The organism is Mesorhizobium sp. U510 (assembly GCF_059180695.1).
Map to the genome: position 1 here is coordinate 6765184 of NZ_CP180532.1, position 22982 is coordinate 6788165.

The 22982-nt window shown below is 64.1% G+C and carries 24 protein-coding genes; 11 read left to right on the forward strand and 13 right to left on the reverse strand.

The window, feature by feature from the left end:
- Nucleotides 1–47: 47 nt before the first annotated feature.
- From ACLGL5_RS34790 to ACLGL5_RS34810, 5 genes are read right to left on the reverse strand one after another with little or no spacing between them, the layout of a single operon-like run.
- Complete coding sequence (locus tag ACLGL5_RS34790) at nucleotides 48–632, reverse strand: sarcosine oxidase subunit gamma (protein ID WP_019861125.1); 585 nt, start codon at nucleotides 630–632, stop codon at nucleotides 48–50.
- Nucleotides 625–3618, reverse strand: coding sequence for a sarcosine oxidase subunit alpha (locus ACLGL5_RS34795; protein ID WP_069093109.1), 2994 nt, complete (start codon nucleotides 3616–3618; stop codon nucleotides 625–627). The genes ACLGL5_RS34790 and ACLGL5_RS34795 overlap by 8 nt, the downstream gene beginning before the upstream one ends.
- On the reverse strand, nucleotides 3615–3911 hold the full coding sequence (locus ACLGL5_RS34800; protein ID WP_038649529.1) for a sarcosine oxidase subunit delta: 297 nt from the start codon (nucleotides 3909–3911) through the stop codon (nucleotides 3615–3617). The genes ACLGL5_RS34795 and ACLGL5_RS34800 overlap by 4 nt, the downstream gene beginning before the upstream one ends.
- Nucleotides 3912–3922: 11 nt before the next feature.
- On the reverse strand, nucleotides 3923–4345 hold the full coding sequence (locus tag ACLGL5_RS34805; RefSeq protein ID WP_038653338.1) for a hypothetical protein: 423 nt from the start codon (nucleotides 4343–4345) through the stop codon (nucleotides 3923–3925).
- A 2-nt stretch (nucleotides 4346–4347) separates the two neighbouring features.
- Nucleotides 4348–5601 carry a sarcosine oxidase subunit beta gene (locus ACLGL5_RS34810; RefSeq protein ID WP_032931625.1) on the reverse strand — a complete coding sequence of 418 codons (1254 nt, stop codon included), beginning with the start codon at nucleotides 5599–5601 and terminating at the stop codon, nucleotides 4348–4350.
- A gap of 215 nt (nucleotides 5602–5816) precedes the next feature.
- Between ACLGL5_RS34810 and ACLGL5_RS34815 the strand changes: the two genes are divergently transcribed.
- The 8 genes from ACLGL5_RS34815 (at nucleotide 5817) to ACLGL5_RS34850 (ending at nucleotide 12042) form a co-directional block, all read left to right on the forward strand.
- A complete protein-coding gene (locus tag ACLGL5_RS34815; RefSeq protein WP_069093110.1) occupies nucleotides 5817–6185 on the forward strand; it encodes a YrdB family protein in 369 nt (122 codons plus the stop codon).
- Between the two features lie 107 nt (nucleotides 6186–6292).
- Complete coding sequence (locus ACLGL5_RS34820; protein WP_069093529.1) at nucleotides 6293–7051, forward strand: SDR family oxidoreductase; 759 nt, start codon at nucleotides 6293–6295, stop codon at nucleotides 7049–7051.
- A gap of 110 nt (nucleotides 7052–7161) precedes the next feature.
- Nucleotides 7162–7548: an SET domain-containing protein gene (locus tag ACLGL5_RS34825; protein ID WP_064981678.1), complete on the forward strand. Its 387-nt coding sequence runs from the start codon at nucleotides 7162–7164 to the stop codon at nucleotides 7546–7548.
- Between the two features lie 176 nt (nucleotides 7549–7724).
- Nucleotides 7725–7991: a 30S ribosomal protein S21 gene (rpsU, locus tag ACLGL5_RS34830; protein WP_010911429.1), complete on the forward strand. Its 267-nt coding sequence runs from the start codon at nucleotides 7725–7727 to the stop codon at nucleotides 7989–7991.
- Between the two features lie 144 nt (nucleotides 7992–8135).
- Nucleotides 8136–8978 (forward strand): tetratricopeptide repeat protein, encoded by an 843-nt coding sequence (locus ACLGL5_RS34835; protein ID WP_019861133.1) that lies wholly within the window; start codon nucleotides 8136–8138, stop codon nucleotides 8976–8978.
- A 208-nt stretch (nucleotides 8979–9186) separates the two neighbouring features.
- Nucleotides 9187–9663 (forward strand): DUF992 domain-containing protein, encoded by a 477-nt coding sequence (locus ACLGL5_RS34840; RefSeq protein WP_019861134.1) that lies wholly within the window; start codon nucleotides 9187–9189, stop codon nucleotides 9661–9663.
- Nucleotides 9664–9750: 87 nt separating this feature from the next.
- A complete protein-coding gene (locus ACLGL5_RS34845) occupies nucleotides 9751–10236 on the forward strand; it encodes a DUF992 domain-containing protein (protein ID WP_032920750.1) in 486 nt (161 codons plus the stop codon).
- A 369-nt stretch (nucleotides 10237–10605) separates the two neighbouring features.
- Complete coding sequence (locus tag ACLGL5_RS34850; protein WP_069093111.1) at nucleotides 10606–12042, forward strand: MFS transporter; 1437 nt, start codon at nucleotides 10606–10608, stop codon at nucleotides 12040–12042.
- Nucleotides 12043–12064: 22 nt separating this feature from the next.
- On the opposite strand, the gene ACLGL5_RS34855 is transcribed toward ACLGL5_RS34850, so the two are convergent.
- Genes ACLGL5_RS34855 through kdpF form a run of 7 tightly spaced genes read right to left on the reverse strand, consistent with a single transcriptional unit; the run spans nucleotide 12065 to nucleotide 20233 of the window.
- Complete coding sequence (locus ACLGL5_RS34855) at nucleotides 12065–12754, reverse strand: response regulator transcription factor (protein WP_038649532.1); 690 nt, start codon at nucleotides 12752–12754, stop codon at nucleotides 12065–12067.
- Entirely contained in the window at nucleotides 12751–15480 is a 2730-nt protein-coding gene (locus tag ACLGL5_RS34860; protein ID WP_069093112.1) for a DUF4118 domain-containing protein, read from the reverse strand. The genes ACLGL5_RS34855 and ACLGL5_RS34860 overlap by 4 nt, the downstream gene beginning before the upstream one ends.
- Before the next feature lie 57 nt (nucleotides 15481–15537).
- Nucleotides 15538–16101 carry a potassium-transporting ATPase subunit KdpC gene (gene kdpC, locus ACLGL5_RS34865; protein ID WP_019861140.1) on the reverse strand — a complete coding sequence of 188 codons (564 nt, stop codon included), beginning with the start codon at nucleotides 16099–16101 and terminating at the stop codon, nucleotides 15538–15540.
- 11 nt (nucleotides 16102–16112) lie between these two features.
- A complete protein-coding gene (kdpB, locus tag ACLGL5_RS34870) occupies nucleotides 16113–18206 on the reverse strand; it encodes a potassium-transporting ATPase subunit KdpB (RefSeq protein WP_069093113.1) in 2094 nt (697 codons plus the stop codon).
- The gene (locus ACLGL5_RS34875) at nucleotides 18203–18412 is read right to left on the reverse strand and encodes a hypothetical protein (protein ID WP_064980853.1); all 210 of its coding nucleotides are present in this window, start codon (nucleotides 18410–18412) and stop codon (nucleotides 18203–18205) included. The genes kdpB and ACLGL5_RS34875 overlap by 4 nt, the downstream gene beginning before the upstream one ends.
- Before the next feature lie 7 nt (nucleotides 18413–18419).
- Entirely contained in the window at nucleotides 18420–20123 is a 1704-nt protein-coding gene (gene kdpA, locus ACLGL5_RS34880) for a potassium-transporting ATPase subunit KdpA (protein ID WP_069093114.1), read from the reverse strand.
- A 20-nt stretch (nucleotides 20124–20143) separates the two neighbouring features.
- Nucleotides 20144–20233, reverse strand: coding sequence for a K(+)-transporting ATPase subunit F (kdpF, locus tag ACLGL5_RS34885; protein WP_019861144.1), 90 nt, complete (start codon nucleotides 20231–20233; stop codon nucleotides 20144–20146).
- Between the two features lie 432 nt (nucleotides 20234–20665).
- On the opposite strand from kdpF, the gene ACLGL5_RS34890 reads away from it, so the two are divergent.
- The gene (locus ACLGL5_RS34890; RefSeq protein ID WP_027047390.1) at nucleotides 20666–21163 is read left to right on the forward strand and encodes a YciE/YciF ferroxidase family protein; all 498 of its coding nucleotides are present in this window, start codon (nucleotides 20666–20668) and stop codon (nucleotides 21161–21163) included.
- Between the two features lie 174 nt (nucleotides 21164–21337).
- Here ACLGL5_RS34890 and ACLGL5_RS34895 read toward each other — a convergent pair whose 3' ends face one another.
- On the reverse strand, nucleotides 21338–22036 hold the full coding sequence (locus ACLGL5_RS34895; RefSeq protein WP_069093530.1) for a Crp/Fnr family transcriptional regulator: 699 nt from the start codon (nucleotides 22034–22036) through the stop codon (nucleotides 21338–21340).
- A 220-nt stretch (nucleotides 22037–22256) separates the two neighbouring features.
- On the opposite strand from ACLGL5_RS34895, the gene ACLGL5_RS34900 reads away from it, so the two are divergent.
- Entirely contained in the window at nucleotides 22257–22493 is a 237-nt protein-coding gene (locus tag ACLGL5_RS34900) for a DUF6894 family protein (RefSeq protein WP_019861147.1), read from the forward strand.
- A gap of 154 nt (nucleotides 22494–22647) precedes the next feature.
- A complete protein-coding gene (locus ACLGL5_RS34905) occupies nucleotides 22648–22845 on the forward strand; it encodes a hypothetical protein (RefSeq protein WP_038649543.1) in 198 nt (65 codons plus the stop codon).
- Nucleotides 22846–22982: the final 137 nt, after the last annotated feature.

Below are 22982 nucleotides of genomic sequence, written 5' to 3' on the forward strand. Positions count from 1 at the left end.
CTCGACCTGTTGCCGCACAACGAACGCGGGCGGCAAAACGTTCCGGGTCAGCCAGCCGCGTCGCGGGCTCCCTCGGACAGGAAAGTAAAGACATAGTCCGAGAACGAACGCCAGCACTCGACCCGGAAGGCGTCGTTCGACGTGCGCAACAGCACGATCTCGGCCTTGCCGAGGATGGTGCGCGAAGCCGCGCCCGCCGGGAAGGCGTCGAGCGACAGGTCCTGCGGGCAGCCCGAATTGATCGCGGCTTCGGCCGCCGGACCGGTGACGGAGATCGCGATGTTACGGTGTGAAATGCCGACCGCCGAATGAAGCGCGGCGACCGTCGCACAATCGGCGAGTGGATCGTTTCCGCCCTCGTCGATGACGAGCCACTCGTCGGGGCCGAGCCACAGAGCGGTGCGCCCGCCCTTCGACGCGGAAGTCTTCGGCTTCTTCGGCAAGGTCAGGCCAAGCGCCTTCGACAGCGCCGCGACCGAAGCCTCCGGCGCGCGCAGCGAAATGCGCTCGGCTGGCGGCAGCACTTCAACCTTTACGCCGGTCGCCGTCGTAGTGCGTCCAGCCAATGCCGGACGGCGGTCGACTGAAGGCGATGCGGCCGCAGCCGTCTTCTTTGCAGCAGCCTTAGCCATTGAGGCGGCCTCCCGTCTCGTCGAAGAACACCATGCCGGTAACCTCCACTTCGATCACCCCGTTCGGCATTGGCACATAGAGGGTGTCGCCCATCCGGTCGCGGCCGCCGGCAACCAGCGCCAGCGCGATCGAACGGCTGCAATTCTGCGACCAGTAGCTGGACGTCACGTGGCCGATCATCTTCATCGGGATTGCCTGCTTCGGATCCTCGACGATCTGCGCGCCTTCCTCCAGCACCACCTTCGGGTCCTTGGTCTTGAGACCGACCAATTGCTTGCGGCCCTTGGCGACCAGGTCCGGCCGTGCCATGCCGCGGATGCCGACGAAATCGGTCTTCTTCTTGCCGACCGCCCAGTCGAGACCGGCATCGTTCGGCGTCACCGTGCCGTCCGTGTCCTGGCCGACGATGATGTAGCCCTTTTCGGCGCGCAGCACGTGCATGGTTTCAGTGCCGTAGGCGGTGGCGCCATGCTTCTGGCCTTCGGCCCACAGTGCTTCCCAGACGGCCTGGCCGTAATCGGCCGGCACGTTGACCTCGAAGCCGCGCTCACCGGTGAACGACATGCGGAACAGCCTTGTCGGCACGCCGCAGATCTTGCCTTCGCGCACCGACATGTGCGGCAGCGCCTCCTCCGACATGTCGATGCCTTCGACAAGCGGTGCGATGATGTCGCGCGATTTCGGCCCCTGCACCGCGATGACCGCCCACTGTTCGGTGATCGAGGTCAGCCAGACATTGAGATGCGGAAACTCCGTCTGGAGATAGTCTTCCATATGGTTCATGACACGCGGCGCGCCGCCGGTCGTCGTCGTTACATGGAAACGGTCCGGCGCCAGACGGCCGACGACGCCGTCATCATAGATGAAGCCGTCCTCACGCAGCATGATGCCATAGCGGCAACGGCCGGGCTCCAGCTTCTCCCACGGATTGGTGTAGAGCAGCTCCATGAACTTGGCCGCATCCGGCCCGACCACCTCGATCTTGCCGAGCGTCGAGGCATCGAACAGGCCGGCGGTCTTGCGCACCGCGACGCATTCGCGGTCGACCGCCGCGTGCATGTCTTCGCCGGCCCTGGGGAAATACCAGGCGCGCTTCCACTGGCCAACATCCTCGAACACGGCACCTTGGGCCTCCGCCCACGGATGGATCGCCGTCTTGCGCGTCGGGTCGAACAGCGGGCCGCGCGCATGGCTGACGATCGCCCCGAAGGTGACCGGCGTGTAGGGCGCGCGGAACGTGGTCAGGCCGACTTCCGGGATCGGCTTTCCGAGCGTCTCCGCCGCGATCGCCAGGCCGTGCATGTTGGAGGTCTTGCCCTGGTCGGTCGCCATGCCGTTGGTGGTGAAGCGCTTGACGTGCTCGATCGAGCGCATGCCTTCATGCACCGCCTGGCGGATGTCCTTGGCGGTAACGTCGTTCTGGAAATCGACGAAGGCCTTCACCGTCGTGTCCGGCCCGGCGCCAGGCGCCGCGCCCAGCATACCGCGCGACCAGCTTTCGGAGGCGTCGACCTTAGGCTTTGTGCCCTTGGCGGTCTTCGCGCCGGAATCCTTGGCTGCCATGGCGCCAGCCGCATAGGCTTCGTCCACCGTGGCCGACAAGCCGTCGGTGCCGTTGCAGGCGCCGACCGAAACGCAATCCTGTGCATAGGTGCCCGGCACGAAACGCTTGGTCTCGTCGTTGAAGGCGACCTTGCCGCGTGACTGTGAGAACAGATGCACCGACGGTGTCCAGCCGGCCGACATCAGGATCGCATCGACGGAAATGGTGCGCTCGCCGCCGCCATTCTTCGGCTGCACGGTCATCGAGGACACGCGCAATTTGCCGCCGGCACGGATCACCGCGCGGCCGAAATTGATCTCGATGCCGAGCGCCCGCGCCTCGTCGATCACCGGTCCCGTCGGGTTGTCGCGCAGATCGACGATCGCCGCGATGTTGACGCCGGCCTTCTTCAGGTCGATCGCCGCCGCATAGGCTGAATCATTGGCGGTGTAGACGCCGACATTCCTGCCGACCGCCACGCCATAGTGGTTGAGGAAGGTACGCGCCGCGCCCGCCAGCATGATGCCCGGCCGGTCGTTGTTGGCGAACACCATGTGGCGCTCGATGGCGCCAGACGCCAGCACCACGCGCTTGGCGCGTACTTGCCAAAGCCGCTCGCGCGGCAACTCGTGGCCGGGAGCCTTCAAATGGTCGCTGACGCGCTCGACCAGCCCGACGAGATTCTGCGCGTAATAGCCGAAGGCCGTGGTGCGCGAGAGCACACGGACATTATCCATGGCTGTGAGCTTAGCGATCGCCGCTTGCGCCCAGACGAAACCGTCTTGGCCGTCGATTTTCGCCCCTGTCTCGAAACGCAGGCTGCCGCCGAATTCGGCCTGCTCGTCGGCGAGGATGACGCGCACGCCGGTTTCCGCTGCCGCTAAGGCCGCCGCGAGGCCGGCCGCACCACCGCCCAGCACCAGCACGTCGCAATGCGCGTAGCGCGACGAATAATGGTCGGGATCGGGCTTGTCGGGCGAGACGCCAAGGCCGGCCGCTTCGCGGATCTTCGGCTCGTAAAGGCTTTTCCAGGCCGCCTTCGGCCACATGAAGGTCTTGTAGTAGAAGCCGGCCGAAAACAGCGGTGATGCCAGGTCGTTGACCGCGCCGACGTCGAAGGACAGCGACGGCCAGCGGTTCTGCGAATTGGCGGCGAGCCCGTCATAGAGCTCCTGCACGGTGGCGCGCACATTCGGCGTCTTGCGCGCGTCGTCACGCACGATCTGCACCAGCGCATTGGGTTCTTCCGCGCCGGCCGACAGGAAGCCGCGCGGCCGGTGGTACTTGAACGAGCGGCCGACCAGATGCACGCCATTGGCAAGCAGTGCGGAGGCCAGCGTGTCGCCCTCGATGCCGGTATAGGACTGGCCGTCGAAGCTGAACCGCGCGGTCTTGGCCTGGCTGAGGCGACCGGCTCTCGGAATGCGGAACGCGCCGCTCATTTGGCAACTCCCGGGAGCTTGGCGGGTTTGGGTTCGCCGGCCTTGTAGGTCATGACGAACTTGTCGGTGACGGTGTCGCGCACAGCGTTGAAGAAGCGCGCACAGCCATGCATGTGCCGCCAGCGCTCATAGATGATGCCCTTGGGGTTCGAGCGGATGAAGAAGAACTTCTCGAAATCGTCGTCGCTCTCGCCCGCCATGTTGGCCGAGCGCGCAATATGCGCCTCGCCGGCGTTGCGGAATTCGAGTTCCGGGCGCTCTTCCTCGCAATGGGGGCAGCGGATGAGAAGCATTCTGTTTGTTCCTACAATTCGCCGTGGCCGACGCGGGCGCCGGGGGGTTGGTCGCAAAGCTTCTGGCCTATAGCCGCAAACGGCGCGACGAGCCGGATACGCTCCTCGACACTTGCGGCCGGACGAAACAGGTCGCGATACGCCATGTTGCCGATGGTGAGTTGCATCGGATCGGTCGTGACGATCACGCGGCGTGGGTCGAATGGATCGTCCTCGCCCAGATCGGAAGGTCTGTTCTCCACGAACATCACCACCTTCTGGCCGCCGCTCCACACGCAAGCCAATATGCCGTCGTCAACGGAAAACGGCCAGTTGGCCTCGTTTCCGGCGCGGCTGATCGGTTGCGTGCGGACTTCGTCCGCCGAGGGCAAATGGAACATGCCTTGTTCCCCCGCCAGCATCAGCGGCATGGCGACAGCCATCTCGGCCATCATCATCAGTGCGCCACCGCCGCCGCCGCCGCCTCGTCGATGAGGCGGCCGGTGCGGAAGCGCTCGATGGTGAAGGGCGCGTTGATCGGATGCGGATCGTCCCTGGCGATGGTGTGGGCAAAGACGTGGCCCGAACCAGGCGTCGCCTTGAAGCCGCCCGTGCCCCAGCCGCAATTGACGTAGAGTCCCGGCACCGGCGTCTTGGCCAGGATCGGTGAGCGGTCGGGCGTCACGTCGACGATGCCGCCCCAGGAGCGCAGCATCTTCATGCGCGTGAAGATCGGGAACATCTCGCAGATGGCGTCCAGCGTATGCTGCAATATGTGCAGGCCGCCGGTCTGCGAATAGGAGACATACTGGTCGGTGCCGGCGCCGATCACCAGCTCGCCCTTGTCGGACTGCGAGATATAGGCGTGCACCGTGTTCGACATCACCACGCAAGGCACGACCGGCTTGACCGGCTCCGACACCAGCGCCTGCAGCGGATAGCTTTCCAGCGGCATGCGCACGCCGGCCATGTTCATGATGACCGAGGAATGGCCGGCGGCAACCACGCCGACCTTCTTGGCACCGATGAAGCCGCGCGTCGTGTCGACGCCCATGACCGCGCCGTTGGCGGCGCGCTTGACGCCGGTGACCTCGCAATTCTGGATGATGTGGACGCCGCGCGCCGAAGCGCCGCGTGCATAGCCCCAGGCGACCGCGTCATGGCGCGCCGTGCCGCCGCGCCGCTGCAGCGCGGCACCGACGACCGGATAGCGCGCATCCCTGGAGATGTTGAGCGGCGGGCAGAATTCCTTCGCCTGCTCCGGCGACAGCCATTCATTGTCGATGCCGTTCAGCCGGTTGGCGTGGACATGGCGTTTCAGCACCTGGATGTCGTGCACATTGTGCGCCAGCATCATGACGCCGCGCGCCGAATACATGACGTTGTAGTTGAGCTCCTGGGAGAGCCCGTCCCACAGCTTCAGCGCATGGTCGTAAATGCCGGCGCTCTCGTCATAGAGGTAATTGGAGCGGATGATGGTGGTGTTGCGGCCGGTGTTGCCGCCACCCAGCCAGCCCTTTTCCAGCACCGCGACATTGGTGATGCCATGCACCGTGGCAAGATAGTAGGCGGTGGCCAACCCATGGCCGCCGGCGCCGACGATGATGACGTCGTATTCCTTCTTGGGCTCAGGCGAGGACCATTGTTCCTCCCAGCCCTTGTGGCCACGCATGGCCTCGCGGGCGATGGCGAATACCGAATATTTTTTCAACGTCCCAGCCTCGCGCCAACAGATCTCGCGGATTGCAGCCGGGCTTTTGTTCGGCCCGGCGCGCGAGGTGTATCACTAGCGAAACAGCGCTTCCACCCTTGCGCTGTTTGCGACGGCGCTTGCCGTTTTGCGCCACGACGAAAAAGACCCGTGCGGGCTGGCTGCCGTGGATGCATTCAGCCACATTGTCCGTCGCGCGATTCTGGAGGACGAAAATGGGCAATGCCTGGTGGAATCTGACATTGCGCTTCCTGCTGGAGCTTGCCGCCCTGCTCGGCCTCGGCATTGCCGGCTGGCACCTTTCCCAGGGATGGTGGCGCTGGGTCCTCGCTTTCGCCTTGCCGCTCGTTGCGGCCGTGCTGTGGGGTACTTTCGCGGTGCTCAACGACCCAAGCCGGTCGGGCCGCGCACCGGTGCCGGTGCCAGGCACGGTGCGGCTGGCGCTCGAACTCGTCATACTGTTCGGCGGTGCTGCCGGATTCTATCGCGCGGGTCACACGACCACGGGCATCGTCGTCGCCCTGCTCATCGCCATCAGCTACGCATTTTCGCTCGACCGGCTGGGCTGGCTGCTGAAGCAATAGCTCAGGACGGCGCTCCTTCGCAGGTATCGGGTGGCTCCGACCTGCCCCATCTGCGACCAAGCATCCCGATTGCCGGCGAGACCGGCGCGAAAAACAGGATGCCCAAAATGCTCGCACTCGCCAACAAGATCGCCATCGTCACCGGCGCCAGTTCCGGCATCGGCCGCGCCACGGCAAAACTCTTCGCCGACGAAGGTGCAAAGCTTGTCGTCGCTGCCCGTCGTCAGGCCGAGCTCGATACGCTTGTCGCCGAAATATCGGGCGCGGACGGCACGGCCATCGCGCTTGCCGGCGACGTCAGGGACGAAGCCTATGCGAAGGCGCTTGTCGATCTGGCAGTCGAAAGCTTCGGCGGCCTCGACATCGCCTTCAACAATGCCGGCGCCGTCGGCTTGATGGCGCCCCTGCCCGACATGATGCCGGCGGCATGGCACGAGACGATGGACATCAATCTGACCAGCGCCTTTCTCGGCGCGAAGTATCAGATACCGGCCATGCTGGAGCGCGGCGGCGGCTCGCTGATCTTCACCTCGAGCTTTGTCGGCTACACCGCAGGCATGCCGGGCATGGCCGCCTACGCCGCCGCCAAGGCCGGCCTGATCGGCCTGACACAGGTTCTGGCCGCCGAATACGGCCCGAAAGGCCTGCGCGTCAACGCATTGCTGCCGGGCGGCACCGACACACCGGGCGCGACGACAACGACGCCCGAAGCCCGCGCTTTCGTCGAAGGCATCCATGCGTTGAAACGCATGGCGCAGCCGGAAGAGATTGCCCGCTCGGCGCTTTACCTCGCCTCCGATGCTTCGAGCTTCACCACGGGAACCGCGCTGTTTGCCGACGGCGGGGTCTCGATCAACCGGACGTGAAGGTTTTTTGCGGCGAACAGGCCGGTTCGCCGCTTTGACGCAGGCAGCCGGTCTTGCTTTTTCCGCGCGATTTGGCGATTCCGTTTCCTGTCGAAACGGGTCCCGAAACCATGATGCTGATCCGAACCTATGTGGCCGCCAGCGCAATCGAGGGCGTCGGCATGTTCGCCGCCGAGCCGATCCGGAAGGGCGCCTCGATCTGGCGGCTTGATCCGGATTTCGACCGGCTGATCCCGATGGACAAATACGAGGCCGCACCCCAGCCTCTGAAGGAATTGCTCGACCGCTATGCCTATCCGAGCCCGGATCGGCCGGGCTTCATGGTCTATGAGGTCGACAATGGCCGCTTCATGAACCATTCGGCGACGCCGAACACAGATTTTTCGCAATATGGTGGCGCGACAGCGACACGCGACATCGCCGCCGGCGAAGAGATCACTTGTGACTACGGCGAATTCTTCGAGGATTTCGAGCGGCTGCACCTGGCCACGGCGTAGTTGGAGCCCTATCTCGGGGCGACCGTGGCAATTTGGCTGTCGTCCTGCATTTCGACTGTGGACAGCGCGGCCTGATTCTGCTATCAGCCGCCACAATTCGTGGTGTCGACCGCCGCGGAGGCTAGTGGCTATGGCTACTTGCCTGTTGATATCAAACCCGAAAGACAGGATTGCCCGTGCAGGTACTCGTCCGCGACAATAACGTTGATCAGGCGCTTCGCGCGCTCAAGAAGAAGATGCAGCGCGAAGGCATTTTCCGCGAAATGAAGATGCGCGGTCACTACGAGAAGCCGTCCGAGAAGCGCGCCCGCGAAAAGGCCGAGGCCGTGCGCCGCGCTCGCAAGCTGGCCCGCAAGCGCGCCCAGCGCGAAGGCCTGCTGCCGATGACGCCGCGTCCGGTAGCTGCCGGTGGTGCTGCTGGCGCAGCGCGTCCGCCGCGCTGATTATCGCCAATATTTCGTCCTTTTCGAAGGATACCAAGGTGGCGCGATGCGGAATCGCCGCCACCTTTTTATTTTGATTGTGACCCGGCCCGGAGGGGGGATCCGGACCTGAGCGACGCGGCTTGAAGTGAGGACAGGGCAGACATGAACGCAATGAGCGTGGAGCGCGGGACCGCATTGCGTGGTTTCGCCCTGACGGCAGCCCTGCTTTCCGGATTGGTGCTGGCCGGCTGCCAGACGTCGGGCCCGACCGGCGAGTTCAACAACATCGACAAGGCGCAGGGGTCGAGCGAGAACATCTCCTCGCTGTCGGCGGTCATCCAGCGCAATCCGCAGGATCCCGAAGGCTACAATGTGCGCGGCTCGGCCTATGGCCGCGGCGGCCAGTATCAGGCGGCGCTCAAGGACTTCAACCAGGCCATCCAGCTCAATCCGAATTTCTACCAGGCCTATTCCAACCGCGCGCTCATCCAGCGCTTCCTCGGCAATCAGGCGGCCGCGCTCGACGACTACAACAAGTCGATCCAGATCAACGGCAATTATGACGCCGCCTATATCGGCCGCGGCAATCTCTACCGCAAAGCGGGCCGCACCCAGGACGCCTTCAACGACTTCCAGAAGGCGATCCAGCTCGACACGACGGACGCCCGCGCCTACCACAATCGCGGCCTGATCTATCAAAGCCAGGGCCAGCACAAATTCGCCATCGAGGATTTCTCGACCGCCATCTCGCTGGCACCGGATGCGGCCGAGCCCTATAACGGCCGGGGCCTTTCCTATCTGGCGACCGGCGACGAGGACAACGCCTTCTCCGACTTCAACATGGCCATCAAGCTCGACGGCCAGAACGCCGAGGCCTGGGCCAACCAGGCGCTCATCTACGAGCGGCGCGGCGACAAGGCAAAGGCGGCGAAATCCTATAAGGAAGCCGTCCGCCTCAACCCCAGCTACCAGCCGGCCAAGGACGGCCTCGCCCGCGTCAGCTGATATCGGCCTTAGCAGATCCGGCTAAGCATTGTGGGGACGTCTGCGTGTCCGAAAGGATACGCAGGGCTGAAGATCGCCGCCGATCCGGCAACCGCGCGTTAACCCCCGCATTAAGCCGTCAATCCTTGCCTTGTTCGCGCCAAGTTTTCGGCGGAACGGTCTGGTCACTCAAGCCGTTATTCCAAGCGATTTGCGAAAGGACCCTCCCATGATCAAGAAACTCGTCTGCGCCGCTGCCCTTGCAACGACCGTGTTCGCTGCCGCTCCGGCCAGCGCCGGAAAGCTGCAACTCGGCACGCTCGACTGCACCATCGACGGCGGCACCGCCTACATTGTCGCCTCCAACAAGGGCGTGTCCTGCGTCTTCCGTCCCTACCACCACGGCCCGTCGGAGATTTACACCGGCGTCATCTCCAAGATCGGTGTCGATCTGGGCCAGACGCATCAGGGCCAGCTTGTCTGGGCGGTTCTTGCCGCGACCCGTGACCGCGATGCGGGCGACCTTGCCGGCAGCTATTATGGCGTCAACGCCGAGGCGAGCGTCGTCACCGGCGGTGGCGCCAACCTGCTGGTCGGCGGCTTCGACGGCGCCTTCATGCTGGAGCCACTCAGCGTCCAGGCGCAGACCGGCGTCAACCTCGCCGTGGCCGTGACCTCGCTTCAGCTGATCCACTCGCTCAAGTGATCGAACGGAGCCACGCGCTCCTCTCTACCTTGCGGCGCGGAACCATATAGGATGGTTCCGCGCCGTTTTGATTTTGCGGGGACCGCCATGCCGAAGACAGCCATCGCCGCTGCCGTGATCGCACTCGTGCTCGGCGCGACACAGACGCAGGCGCAGGACCGAGGCATCGAACTCGGTACCCTTGAATGCGCCATAGGCGGCGGCACCGGCTTCATCTTCGGCTCGACCAAGGATCTGAGTTGCACCTTCACCCCGACCGACAAGAGCTTCGCGCCGGAGGCCTATTTCGGCGCCGTCAACAAATACGGCCTCGACATCGGCACGACAAAACAGGCGGTAATGGGCTGGCTGGTGCTGACGCCGCTGAAGAACATCTACGCGCCGGGTGCGCTGGCGGGCGACTATATCGGCGCCAGCGCCGAGGTGACGGCGGCCGTCGGCGCAGGCGCCAATCTCCTGGTCGGCGGCTCCTCGCAGGCCTTCACCCTCCAGCCGCTCAGCCTGCAGACGCAGACCGGCATCAATCTCGCCATCGGCGTCAGCCAGTTCCAGCTGCGCAGCACCGAGAATTGATCGCAAGACGAAGGTGCTCGCTCACCAAGGGATCCATGCCGGGGAATGCGCGCCGCCACAGTCCAGAATTCTGCACCTCGGCACTCCACGACCAAGGTCACGGAATGGATCCCAGGCTCTCCGCGACGGAGCTTTGCTCCTGCTTCGCCCAGGGATGACGAAGTTGAGAGGCTTCGGCCAATCTCGACCGTTGCGATGGTCCACCGAAACGAACCGCTTGAGCTCAACCGCGGTTGAGGTCCTACAAGCCTGCCCAGACGGGGACAGCGCGTCTATGAGGCGCGCAGCCCTGATGCGTATGGTCCTGCCGGAAAGCCTTGCTGGCTTCTGGTGCCGTGCGCTGGCATCGAGATATGCAAAAGGGTAGACATGACTGAAATCAGCACAAACAGGGTCGACTGGCGCGCATTGTGGGCGAGCGGCGACCTGGCGCGCTTCTGCTTCATCAGCCTCGGCATCCTGCTGCACGCCACCAACGAGACGATGGTGGCAACCGTCATGCCGGCCATGGTCGGCGAACTGGCCGGGGTGCAGCTCGTCGGCTGGTCATTGGCGATCTACGAGCTCGGCGCCATCGTCGCCGGTGCCGCCGCCGGGCGGCTGGTGAGCTATGTGGCGCTGCGCACCAATATGGTGGTCGCGGCCCTGCTTTACGCCGCAGGAGCGCTGATCTGCGCCACCTCGCCTTCCATGCAGTTGTTCCTCGCCGGCCGGCTGATCGAGGGGCTGGGCGGCGGCGCGCTGGTATCGCTGGCCTTCGTTTCGGTCGAGCGGCTGTTTTCGCGGGCCATCTGGCCGCAGCTCTTCGGCATCATGTCGGCGATCTGGGGTGTCGCGGCGTTCAGCGGCCCTTTGCTGGGCGCGATCATGACCGAATTCCTGTCGTGGCGCTGGGCCTTCGGTGTCTTCACCCTCGGCGGCACCGCCATGGCGCTGGCAAGCTTCCTGGTGCTGAACACGCCGGAGGCGAAGAACCCCAGCACGAGCGCCGGCAAGGCCCCGCCTTTCCCCTTCGCCGCCCTTGCCTGCCTTGCCGTCGCCGTGGTGCTGATCGCCTCGGCCGGCGTCGACATCGCCCTGCTGCGCTCTTCGCTGCTGATCGTTCTGGGCCTCGCCGGGCTCGCGCTGTTCTTCACCATCGACGCGCTGAAGCCGCGCTCGCGGCTGTTCCCGGCGCGGCTGTTTTCGTGGCGCACGCCGGTCGGTGCCGGCATGACCATGGTCGCCGCCTTTTCCGTCGCGACCTGCTCCTTCGGCGTCTATGGGCCGCTGCTTTTGACCAGCCTGCACGACATTCCGCTTTTGACCACCGGCTACATCATCGCCGCCGAATCGATCGCCTGGTCGATCCTGTCGATCCTCGTCGCCAACGCGCCGCAGCAGCGTGAACGGCTGATCATTGTCACCGGCGCGCTGATGATCGCGGCGGGCATCGCCGGCTTTGCCTATACGATACCCCTGGGCTCCATCCCGCTGATCCTTATTTGCGCCTTGTTGCAGGGCGGCGGCTTCGGCATTGCCTGGCCGTTCCTGACCCGCGTCATCGTCGCCTCCGCCCCGGTTGACGAGCAGACCATTGCTTCCGCCGCGGTGCCGACCATGCAGCGCATCGGCTACGCCGTGGGGGCGGCCCTTGCCGGCATCGTCGCCAATGCCAGCGGCTTTTCGCAAGGCTTGAACCACGACGCCGCGGCCAATGTCGCGAGCTGGCTGTTCCTTGCCTTCGTCCCGCTTGGCATCCTCGGCTGTCTCGCCGCCTTGCGAACGTCGGCGGCCGCAAACCGGCCGCTGGAAGCCATCGGCTGACACAGGTTCAATTTGAGCTGTGTCAATCGACACGCAGCCGATAGCCGACACCGGTCTCGGTGGTGATGTAGCGCGGCTGATCGGGGATCTTCTCGATCTTCTGCCGGAGCTGCCTGACATAGACCCGGAGATACTGCACGTCGGTCGAATCATCCCAGATCTGCTTCAGGATGAAATGGTGGGTCAGCACCTTGCCGGCATGCTGCACCAAGATGCGCAATATGTCGTATTCCTTCGGCGAGAGTTTGATCTCCTTGCCCTCGACCTTGACGATGCGCTTGACCAGATCGACGCTGAGGTCGCCGCTCTGGAACACAGGCTTCTCGCCCTGTTGCTGAAATTTGTGCCGCAACGCCACGCGGATGCGCGCCACCAGTTCGTTCATGCCGAACGGCTTGGTGACATAATCGTCGGCGCCGAGTTCGAGCGCATTGACGATGCCGGCCTCGTCGGTGCGGCTGGAGAGGATGACGACGGGAATGTCGAGGCCCTCGTCCCGCCATTTGCGCAGGAGTTCATGGCCGCCCATGCCCGGCAGGCCGAGGTCGAGCAGCACCAAATCCGGCTTTTCCTGTTCCATCAGCTCGATCGCCACCTTGGCGTTCGGCGCCTCGCTGATCGCATAGCCCTGGCTGCCGAGGCCGACACGAAGCAGCTTGCGGATCGGCGGCTCGTCATCGACGACCAGTATCCTGACATTCGAATTTGTCATGCAGGCCGATCCAAGCTGGTCTCGCCGCGATTGCCGACATCGGGCGCTTCAGTCGGCACCGGCATCCTGATGGTGAACGCGGCCCCTGGGCGGTCGGTCCGGTTGGCGGCCGAGATGGTGCCGCCCATCGATTCGACAAAGCCGCGGCAGATCGACAGGCCAAGGCCCGTGCCGGCGCGCACCTGATCGCCCTTGCGCACCCGGTAAAACGTGTCGAACACACGTTCCAAGTCATGCGCCGGAATGCCCGGCCCCTCATCCATGATCTGCACGATGACGGATCCATTGTCGGCCCATCCCTGCACGCGGATCGTCGAGCCGGACGGCGAATATTTCGACGCGTTGTCGAGAAGGTTGAACAGAACCTGCTCGAACAGCACGGGATCGAGCTTCAGCATCGGCAATTCGGGCGGAATATCGACCTCGATCTTGTGTTCGCTGGTGATCTTGCGGGCGCGGTTGAGCGCCGTGCCGACAATATCGCCGACATAGTGCAAGGCATAGTTCGGCTCCATCGCCCCGGACTCGATCTTGGTCATGTCAAGCAGATTGGCGATGAAGCGGTTCAGCCGTTCCGATTCGTCGATCACCGTCGACAGCAGCTCCGCACGGTCCTGCTCGGGCAGATCCGGCGCGAATTCCTTGAGCGTGCCGGCCGCTCCCATGATCGCCGAGAGCGGCGTTTTCAGATCATGCGAAATCGAGGTCAGCAGGGCAGAGCGCAGCCGGTCGGCTTCGGCCGCGAGCTTGGCGCGGTCGACATCGGCGACCAATTGGATGCGTTCGATCGCCACCGCCGCCTGGTCGGCCAGCGCGTCGAGCAGGCGCTGCTGCTCGGGCGTCAGCAGCGGGCCCTGCTTGTCATTGTCGAGGCCGACGACACCGATCGCCGTGCGCCCGGTCCGCAAAGGCAGATAAAGACGCTTGGCGCCAGGCAGCGTGTCGGCGCCGCGCCCGGCGGCGCGGTTGTGTTCCCAGGCCCAGCGGGCTGCAGCGATGTCGGCCTCGGCCAGCGTGTCGTCCGGCGGATAGCCTGCCTTGACGGTAATGGTGCCGTCTTCGGGCAGCAGCAGCACGACGCGCAGCTTCAGCATCGAGGCGATCTGGAAGGCGGTGGCCCACAGCACGTCGTCGAGTGTGCCGGCGCCGGCGAGCTTCTTGGAGAAGAGGTAGATATCCTCGGTGGCCCGTGCCCGCGAGCGGGCGGCGACGGCCTGGCGCTGCATGCGCGCGGCGAGATTGCTGGCGATCACCGCCACGGCAAGGAAGACGGCGAGCGCCACGATGCTCTCGGGATCCCGGATCGTCAGCGTGTAGCGCGGCTCGAGGAAGAAATAGTTGAAGGCAAGGGCGCTGAGGAAGCATGCATAGAGCGCCGGCCAAAGACCGCCGGCCACCGCCGATGTCAGCACCGCCAGGAGGAAGACGATCGCCAGATTGCGGACGTCGAGAAACTGGTCGAGGACGGCGCTGACGGCCAATGAACCCGCGACATAGGTGGTGGCGAGCAGGTAGGGCCAGATCTGGAATTGCTTCTGCTCGGCCGCCGCCTTGACCCTTCTGGAGGTCGCCTCGGCATCCCGCTCGGTCCCCGAAATGACGTGGACGCTGATATCGCCGGCATTGCGGATCAAATCATAGGTGAGCGAGCCCTCGATCAGTTCGCGCCAGCGCGACCGGGTCGGCCGGCCGACCACGATATGGGTGAAATTGTTCGCCGTTGCATGGCGCACAATGTCCTGCGCGACATTCTGGCCGGGAATGGTCGTCACCTCGGCGCCGAGCTGCTCGGCAAGGCGCATCAGCGTGGCGAGCCGGTCCTTGTCTTCCTCGGACATGCCGGCCGAGCGCGGCGTATCGACATGCAGCGCCGTCCATGGCGCGCGAAGCCGGTCGGCCAGCCTGCGCGCGTAGCGGATGCGGGCCGCACCGCCCGGACGCGCGTCGACGCAGACGAGCACTCTCTCTCCGGCCGCCCACGGGCCCTGGATGGCATGCGACTGCATGTGATTGAGCAATTGCTCGTCGACCCGCTGGGCGGTGCGGCGCAGCGCCAGTTCGCGCAGCGCCGTCAGATTGCCCGACGAGAAATAGTTCTCGATGGCGCGCTGCGCCGTGTTGGGGAAATAGACCTTTCCCTCTTCCAGCCGCTTGATCAGGTCGTCGGGCGTCAGGTCGATGATCTCGACATCGTCGGCCTGGTCGATGATGGAATCGGGAACCGTCTCGCGCACCCTGACCCGCGTGATCTGCGCGACGACGTCGTTCAGGCTTTCGACATGCTGGATGTTGAGCGTCGTGTAGACGTCGATGCCGCGCGCCAGGATCTCCTGGACGTCGAGATAGCGCTTGGGATGGCGGCTGCCGGGCGCGTTGGTGTGGGCAAGTTCGTCGACGAGAACCAATGCGGGGCGCCGGGCGAGGATGGCGTCGATGTCCATCTCGTCGAGGGCGCGTCCTTTGTAGTCGACCTTGCGGCGGGGGATGACTTCGTAGCCCTCGACCAGCGCCTGGGTTTCCCGGCGGCCATGCGTCTCGACAACGCCGATCACCACATCGATGCCGTCGGCCAGCCTGGCTCGGCCCGACATCAGCATTTCGTACGTCTTGCCGACACCGGGGGCAGCGCCGAGGAATATCCGCAGGCGGCCGCGTCCCTCCCGCTCGGCATGCTCGAGCAGCGCGTCGGGGGAAGGTCGGTTTTCGTTGCTTCTGTCGTCCGGCATCAGGATCGATCATGGAGAGGTCCGGGGATGCTGTCGATCCCCGGCCCTCGCCATCACCTATTTGGCGGCGTCCAGCGCCAGGTTGAGCGCCAGCACGTTGACAACAGGCTCTCCCATGAAGCCGAGTTCCCTGCTCTCGACCTGGCCGTCGACAAGCGCCTTGACCTTGGCTTCGTCGATGCCCCTTGCCCTGGCGACGCGCGGAACCTGGAAATAGGCGGCTTCCGGGCTGATCTGCGGATCAAGGCCGCTGCCCGACGTCGTCACCAGGTCCATCGGCACAGGCTGGTTCGGATTCTCCGCCTTCAGCTTCTCGGCGTCGCCTTTGATGCGGTCGATCAGCTTGGGGTTGGTCGGGCCAAGATTGCTGCCGCCGGAGGCCGTGGCGTCGTAACCATTGCCCGCCGCCGAAGGCCGGCCGTGGAAATACTTGTCGCTGGCGAAGGCCTGGCCGATCAACTCGGAGCCGATGACCTTGCCGTCCTTCTCGATCAGGCTGCCATTGGCCTGACGCGGGAACAGCGCCTGCGCTATGCCGGTCATGCCCAGCGGATAGACCAGGCCGGTCAGCACGGTGAAGAAGACGATCATGACGATCGCGGGTCTGATTTGCTTGAGCATCGGAATGATCCTTATGCAAGGCCAAGGGCCGTGACGGCCATGTCGATTATCTTGATGCCGACGAACGGCACAATGATGCCGCCCAGGCCGTAGACGAGAAGGTTGCGGCTGAGCAGCGCACCGGCGCCGATCGCCCGGTATTTGACGCCGCGCAGCGACAGCGGGATCAGCGCGATGATGATGAGCGCGTTGAAGATGATGGCCGACAGGATGGCGCTCTGCGGCGTCGCCAGATGCATGATGTTGAGCGCCTGCAGCGGACCGGTGGTCTGGCCCGGCGCGACGTAGAAGACGGCGAACATGGCCGGGATGATGGCGAAATACTTGGCCACGTCGTTGGCGATAGAGAAGGTGGTCAGCGAGCCGCGCGTCATCAGCAGCGCCTTGCCGATCTCGACGATCTCGATGAGCTTGGTTGGGTCGCTGTCGAGATCGACCATGTTGCCGGCTTCGCGCGCGGCGACCGTGCCGGTGTTCATGGCGACGCCCACATCGGCCTGCGCGAGCGCCGGCGCATCGTTGGTGCCGTCGCCGCACATGGCGACCAGCTTGCCCTTGGCCTGCTCGTCGCGGATCAGCTTGAGCTTGTCCTCGGGCGTGGCCTGGGCCAGGAAATCGTCGACGCCGGCTTCCGCCGCGATGGCCGCCGCCGTCATCGGATTGTCGCCGGTGATCATCACCGTGCGGATGCCCATCTTGCGCAGCTCGGCAAAACGCTCGCGGATGCCGCCCTTGACGATGTCCTTGAGGTGGACGATGCCGAGCAGCCGCCCGTCGCGCTCCACCGCCAGCGGCGTGCCGCCGGACTTGGCGACCTCGTCGGCGATCGCCTGCAGATCCCGAACCGAGTCGCTGTTCGGCCGTGTCGCGTGGCTGGCCACGGTCGTCTGGTTGACATGGGCGAGCACGGAATCGACCGCGCCCTTGCGCACCGAGGAACCGTCAATGTCGACGCCGCTCATGCGGGTCTGCGCGGTGAAGGGTACGAAGGTGGCGTGCAATGTCGCCATGTCGCGGGCACGGATGCCGTATTTCTCCTTGGCCAGCACGACGATCGAACGGCCCTCCGGCGTTTCGTCGGCGAGCGAAGCGAGCTGCGCCGCGTCGGCCAGTTCCTGTTCGGTGACGCCCTTGACCGGGCGGAACTCGGTCGCCTGGCGGTTGCCGAGCGTGATCGTGCCGGTCTTGTCGAGCAGCAGCGTGTCGACGTCACCGGCGGCTTCGACGGCACGGCCCGACATGGCCAGCACATTGAAGCGCACCAGGCGGTCCATGCCGGCGATGCCGATGGCCGACAGCAGCGCGCCGATGGTGGTCGGGATCAGGGTGACGAACAGGGCGACGAGCACGGTCACCGAGATATAGCCGCCGGAATAGGACGCAAAGCTCGGGATGGTGGCCGTGGCCAGCACGAAGATCAGCGTCATGCCGACCAGCAGGATGTTGAGCGCGATCTCGTTCGGCGTCTTCTGGCGCTCGGCGCCTTCGACCAGGGAGATCATGCGGTCGAGGAAAGTGTGGCCGGCGGCGGCGGTGATGCGCACGCGCATCCAGTCGGACAGCACCTGCGTGCCGCCGGTCACCGCCGAGCGGTCGCCGCCGGATTCGCGGATCACCGGCGCGGATTCGCCTGTTATGGCCGCCTCGTTGACCGAGGCCACACCCTCCACCACCTCGCCGTCGGACGGGATGATGTCGCCGGCTTCGACCAGGACGATGTCGCCGACCTTCAGGCTGGTGCCGGGCACCAGCTTGAACTTGCTCCTATCCTCGCCGGCCAGGAGCTTGGCCTGGGTCTCGGTGCGCGCCTTGCGCAGCGAATCCGCCTGCGCCTTGCCGCGCCCCTCGGCGACGGCCTCGGCGAAATTGGCGAACAGCACCGTGAACCACAGCCAGATGATGATCTGCAATGTGAAGCGCAGGTCGCCGCCGCCGGTGATGAGGTCCCTGACGAACAGCACCGTCGTCAGCGCCGAGACGATGGCGACAACGAACATCACCGGGTTGCGGGCCAGCGTGCGCGGGTCGAGTTTGCGGAAGGCACCGCCAATGGCGGGCCACAGGATGCGGGCATCCATGATCGCGGTTGATTTTAACTGGCTCATTTTGAAGCTCCGGCTTCAGTGTTGTTGGGCGGCACCGGGTGATTGGATGCCGAAAAGGGTGGGCCATAGACCAGCAGCCAGATCACGATCATGACGGCCGCAATGCCCAGGAACGTAGACACGGTCGGGAAGGGAGGAGGCTTTGCCTCCCCCTCGCTGCCGGCCGGCGGCCGGGTCTTGCGACGCTTGCTGCTGAACAAGGGCATGGTCGCCTCAGAAGGTTTGCCCATGGATCATCGCGAGGTGCTCAATGATCGGCCCGACGGCGAGCGCCGGGAAGAAGGTGAGACCGCCGACGATGACGATGACGCCGATCAGCAGCCCGACGAACAGCGGCCCATCGGTCGGGAAGGTGCCGGCCGAAGCCGGAACGGTCTTCTTCGCCGCCAGCGAGCCGGCGATGGCGAGCGCCGGGATGATGACCAGGAAGCGGCCCATCAACATGCCGATGCCGATGGTGATGTTGTACCAGGGCGTGTTGCCGCTGAGGCCGCCAAAGGCTGAACCGTTGTTCGCCGCCGCCGAAGTGTAGGCATAGAGCACCTCGGAGAAGCCGTGCGGACCGCCATTGGCCATCGAGGCCACGGCGCTCGGCAGGACGACGGCGATCGCCGTGAAGATCAGCATGGCGAGCGGCAGGCACAGGATGGCCAGCATCGCCATCTTGACCTCCTTGGCCTCGATCTTCTTGCCGAGATATTCGGGCGTGCGGCCAACCATCAGGCCGGCGACGAAGACGGCAACGACGATGAACATCAGGATGCCGTAGAAGCCGGCGCCGACGCCGCCGACGATGACCTCGCCAAGCTGCATGTTGATGAGCGGGATCATGCCGCCGAGCGCGGTGAAACTGTCATGCATGGCGTTGACGGCACCACAGGAAGCGGCCGTCGTGATGACCGCGAACAGCGCCGACAGGGCGATGCCGAAGCGAGTTTCCTTGCCTTCCATATTGCCGCCGTCGATGCCCAGCGCATGGACCAGCGGATTGCCCACGGCCTCCGCCCAGTAGCAGACGGCGACGCCGGCGATGAACAGCACGCCCATCGACGCCAGGATCGCCCAGCCCTGGCGCTGGTTTCCGACCATGCGGCCGAAGACGTTGGTCAGCGCAGCACCCAGCGCGAAGATCGTCACCATCTGGATCAGGTTCGAGATGGCGTCGGGATTTTCGAACGGATGCGCGGCATTGGCATTGAAGAAGCCGCCGCCATTGGTGCCAAGCATCTTGATGGCGACCTGCGAGGCGACCGGGCCAAGCGCGATGGTCTGCTTGGCGCCTTCCAGCGTGGTGGCGTCGACGTAAGGCCCAAGCGTCTGCGGTATGCCGAGCCAGACATAGACCAGGGTGAGCACGATGCAGAGCGGCAGGAGCACGTAGAGCGTGCAGCGGGTCATATCGACCCAGAAATTGCCGATCGATTTGCCCGAGGCGCGGGCAAAGCCGCGGATCAGTGCGATGGCGATAGCAATGCCGGTGGCCGCCGAAACGAAATTCTGGACCGTCAGCCCGGCCATCTGCAGGAGATAGGACATCGTGCTTTCGCCGCCGTAGTTCTGCCAGTTGGTGTTCGTCACGAAACTGGCGGCGGTGTTGAAGGCGAGCGCCGGGTCGACCGCGCCCATGCCGGCGGGATTGTAGGGCAGACTGCCCTGCAGGCGCTGCAGGCCATAAAGCACCAGGAACCCGGCAAGGTTGAAGAGCAGCAAAGCCACCGCATAGGCGGTCCAGTGCTGTTCCTCGCGTTCGCTGGTGCCGCAAATGCGGTAGAGCCCGCGCTCGAGCGGGCCGAAGATCGGTGAAAGCAGCGTGCGATCGCCGTTGAAGACGCGGTGCATGTAGAAGCCAAGCGGCTTCGTCAGCAAAACGATGATCCCGCAGAAGACAAGGATCTGTATCCAACCGTTCAGTGTCATGGCTGTGGCTTTCCGTGCCTTCAGAAGCGTTCTGGACGAACGAGGGCGTATGTGAGGTAGGCGAGCAGGAACAAGGTCACGCCGCCGCCGAGGATGTAATCGAAAAGCATGGCTCGATCCTTCAGCTCAAATTCTGTCGCAGGCTTTGACGTAGGCCAAGGATAGGGCAAAAAACAAAACCCCTATCCCGAGAACAATGATGTCCATTGTGCTTGTTCCTTGCTTTGATTTTTCTAATCGGCATCTGCCGGAGCAGACCTGCAATTACGTGAAAACGGCGCGCCGCATTCCGATTGGCGGCGTCCGACGTTTTTCTCATGCGGAATATGGACCCGATCGCCATAAAGGTTCGAGACGGCGCGGGGCGGAAAGAAATAGGAATTTTATAAAGGTTTTTGCCGGCCCGTCGGGGTCGGGGGAGATGGCGTCCCGATGAGGATTTGTCGGGTTGGACCGCTCGACCGCGCTATGCGGCGTGGATGGAACGAATCATCCTGCGGGAGATTGTCGGCCTGAGGGTTCACGCATCAGAGGATATGACCATGGCAAAGCAGAAAATGCTCGACGACCTGTTTCATGACACGCTGAAGGACATCTATTTCGCCGAAAAGAAGATATTGGCGACACTGCCGAAAATGGCCAAGGCCGCGCAAAGCGCCGAGCTGAAGGCCGCCTTCGAAAAGCACCGCACCGAGACCGAGGGCCACGTCGCGAGACTGGAGAAAGTCTTCGGCGTGATCGGCAAGAAGCCGGTCGGCAAGACCTGTGCGGCCATCATGGGTATCACAGAAGAGGGCGCCGAGATCATGGACGAGTACAAGGGATCTCCCGCGCTCGATGCCGGTCTGCTGGCCGCCGCGCAGGCGGTCGAGCACTACGAGATCTCACGATATGGCACGCTGAGGACGTGGGCCGGCGAACTCGGCCTGAACGAAGCCGTGACGCTTCTCGAAGCAACGCTGAAGGAAGAGAAGGCCACGGACGAGGCCCTGACCAAGATCGCGGAGTCGGCGGTCAACGTAGCAGCCGAAGCAGCATAAATCTGCAAGATCGGAGGGCGCACTGATCGGCCCAAGGTGTGTCGAGATTTAGGTCAGGTCGCGGCGAAAACGATGGCTTTCGAGAACCGGAGCGGAGCGTACTTAAGTACGTGAGCACTGGAAGCGCAGAAAGCTATCGTTTGCAGCCCGACCTCAACTGAATATCGATATACCTTAGCGCGGCTCCCGCATCATGCTGAGATAGGTGGGATCGAACTCGGCGATTTCCTGCAGCCGGTGCCAATCCAGGATGGTCACGGTGTGGTTTGCCCAGTTGACGACTCCGACCTTGCGCAAGGCGCCGATAACCCGGTTCATGTGCACCACCGACAGGCCGAGCACATCGGCCAGTTCAGCCTGCGAGAGCGGCAGGTGAAAGCTCATGCCGTTGGTCCGCTGCACCACCTGCAGCCGCACGAAGAGCTCACAGACGAGGTGGGCCAGATGCGAGGTCTTGGAGCGCCGCCCCATGGCGACGATCCACTCGCGGTGGATGGCGCCGTCGACCAGCGTGTCCAGCCACAACAGCCGGGTCAGGTGCGGCGCCTGCTCGGTGATCGTGCGAAGCCGGCTATGGTCCGCGAACATGACATGACAGGGCGACAGAGCGACGATGCCGTGATCCATGGTCTTGAGCAGGAAAGCGTGGAGATCGACGAAATCGCCGGACACCTGCAAAGAGGTGAACTGCCGGCCGCCATTCTCCAGCACCTTGTAGCGCGCCGCCAGCCCGTCGAGGATCAGCCCCGATGCGACGATGTCCTGGCCGGTGGCGAAATGCCTCTCGAACGTCATGGCGCCGGCTAGCAGCGCCTTCTCGGCGTCTGACAGCGCGTCATGCTGCCCCAGGTTCAGATAGAGGGATTCAAGCACCGCAATCTCCGGCGAAAGGGCTTCGGCAGCCGATCGCCATCTTGTTCTGTCGGAAGCAAAGGCGGCTTCGGCTGCACTAAGCCTTTCGCCGCTGACAGGCATTAACATTTGTTAGGGCTGCTTGTTCCACGCAAATGCCGCCTCTGATGGAACAACTGGCTGGTCCGCGAATTGTCGGTTGAACATCTCGCCATTTCATCAGTCTGAGGTTCAGCCCATCATGCCTCGATATTATCTTGACCTCTACAATGGCGACGGTCTGACGGTCGATGATGACGGCCAGGTCTTCGAGACGCGCGAACGCCTAAGGCGCGAAGCGATCCGTATTCTGCCCGACATCGTCCGCGACGAGATCATCGAAAACGACCACACCGCCATCACCGTCAAGGTACGCGACGAGGACGGACACCAGGTATTCGAGGCATCGCTCGTTGTCTCATCAGGCTGGTGTGACTGACATCTCTCTATCCCGGAACATCGATGACAAAAGTTTTCCAACCATCATTTGTAATCGCCGCCCCTGCGGCAACGCTGCACCATGCGGGGCCGGAAGATGTGGAGGCGGCGATTTGTTCCAAACCAACGCCGGCTCGTAATGGAGTTAGCAGCACATGGTCCGTGCAAAAGTCGACACCCAGCGCGATGAGCGCGCCAAGCGTGAATCGCAGATCGTGATCGATGCCGAGCGGGCGGCCCGCGAGGAAAAAACAGCCAGGCTGAGAGAGCTGCGCCTCGCAGCGCAGTCATCGCAAGAGCCCGATCCGACGAGGCCCAAGCCGACGCGTCGGCGCGCGCATTCGAAAGGTTGATCGCCTACACCGCTGGGCAAACATCATTGGTGGACAACGGCGATCCTTGTGATCGTCTTGCAATAAAGCGAAGCCCGGCTCGGGAAGGCCAAGCCGGGCTTTCGGTGGTGGCGGCGTTAGTCGTCACGCCGGGAGGT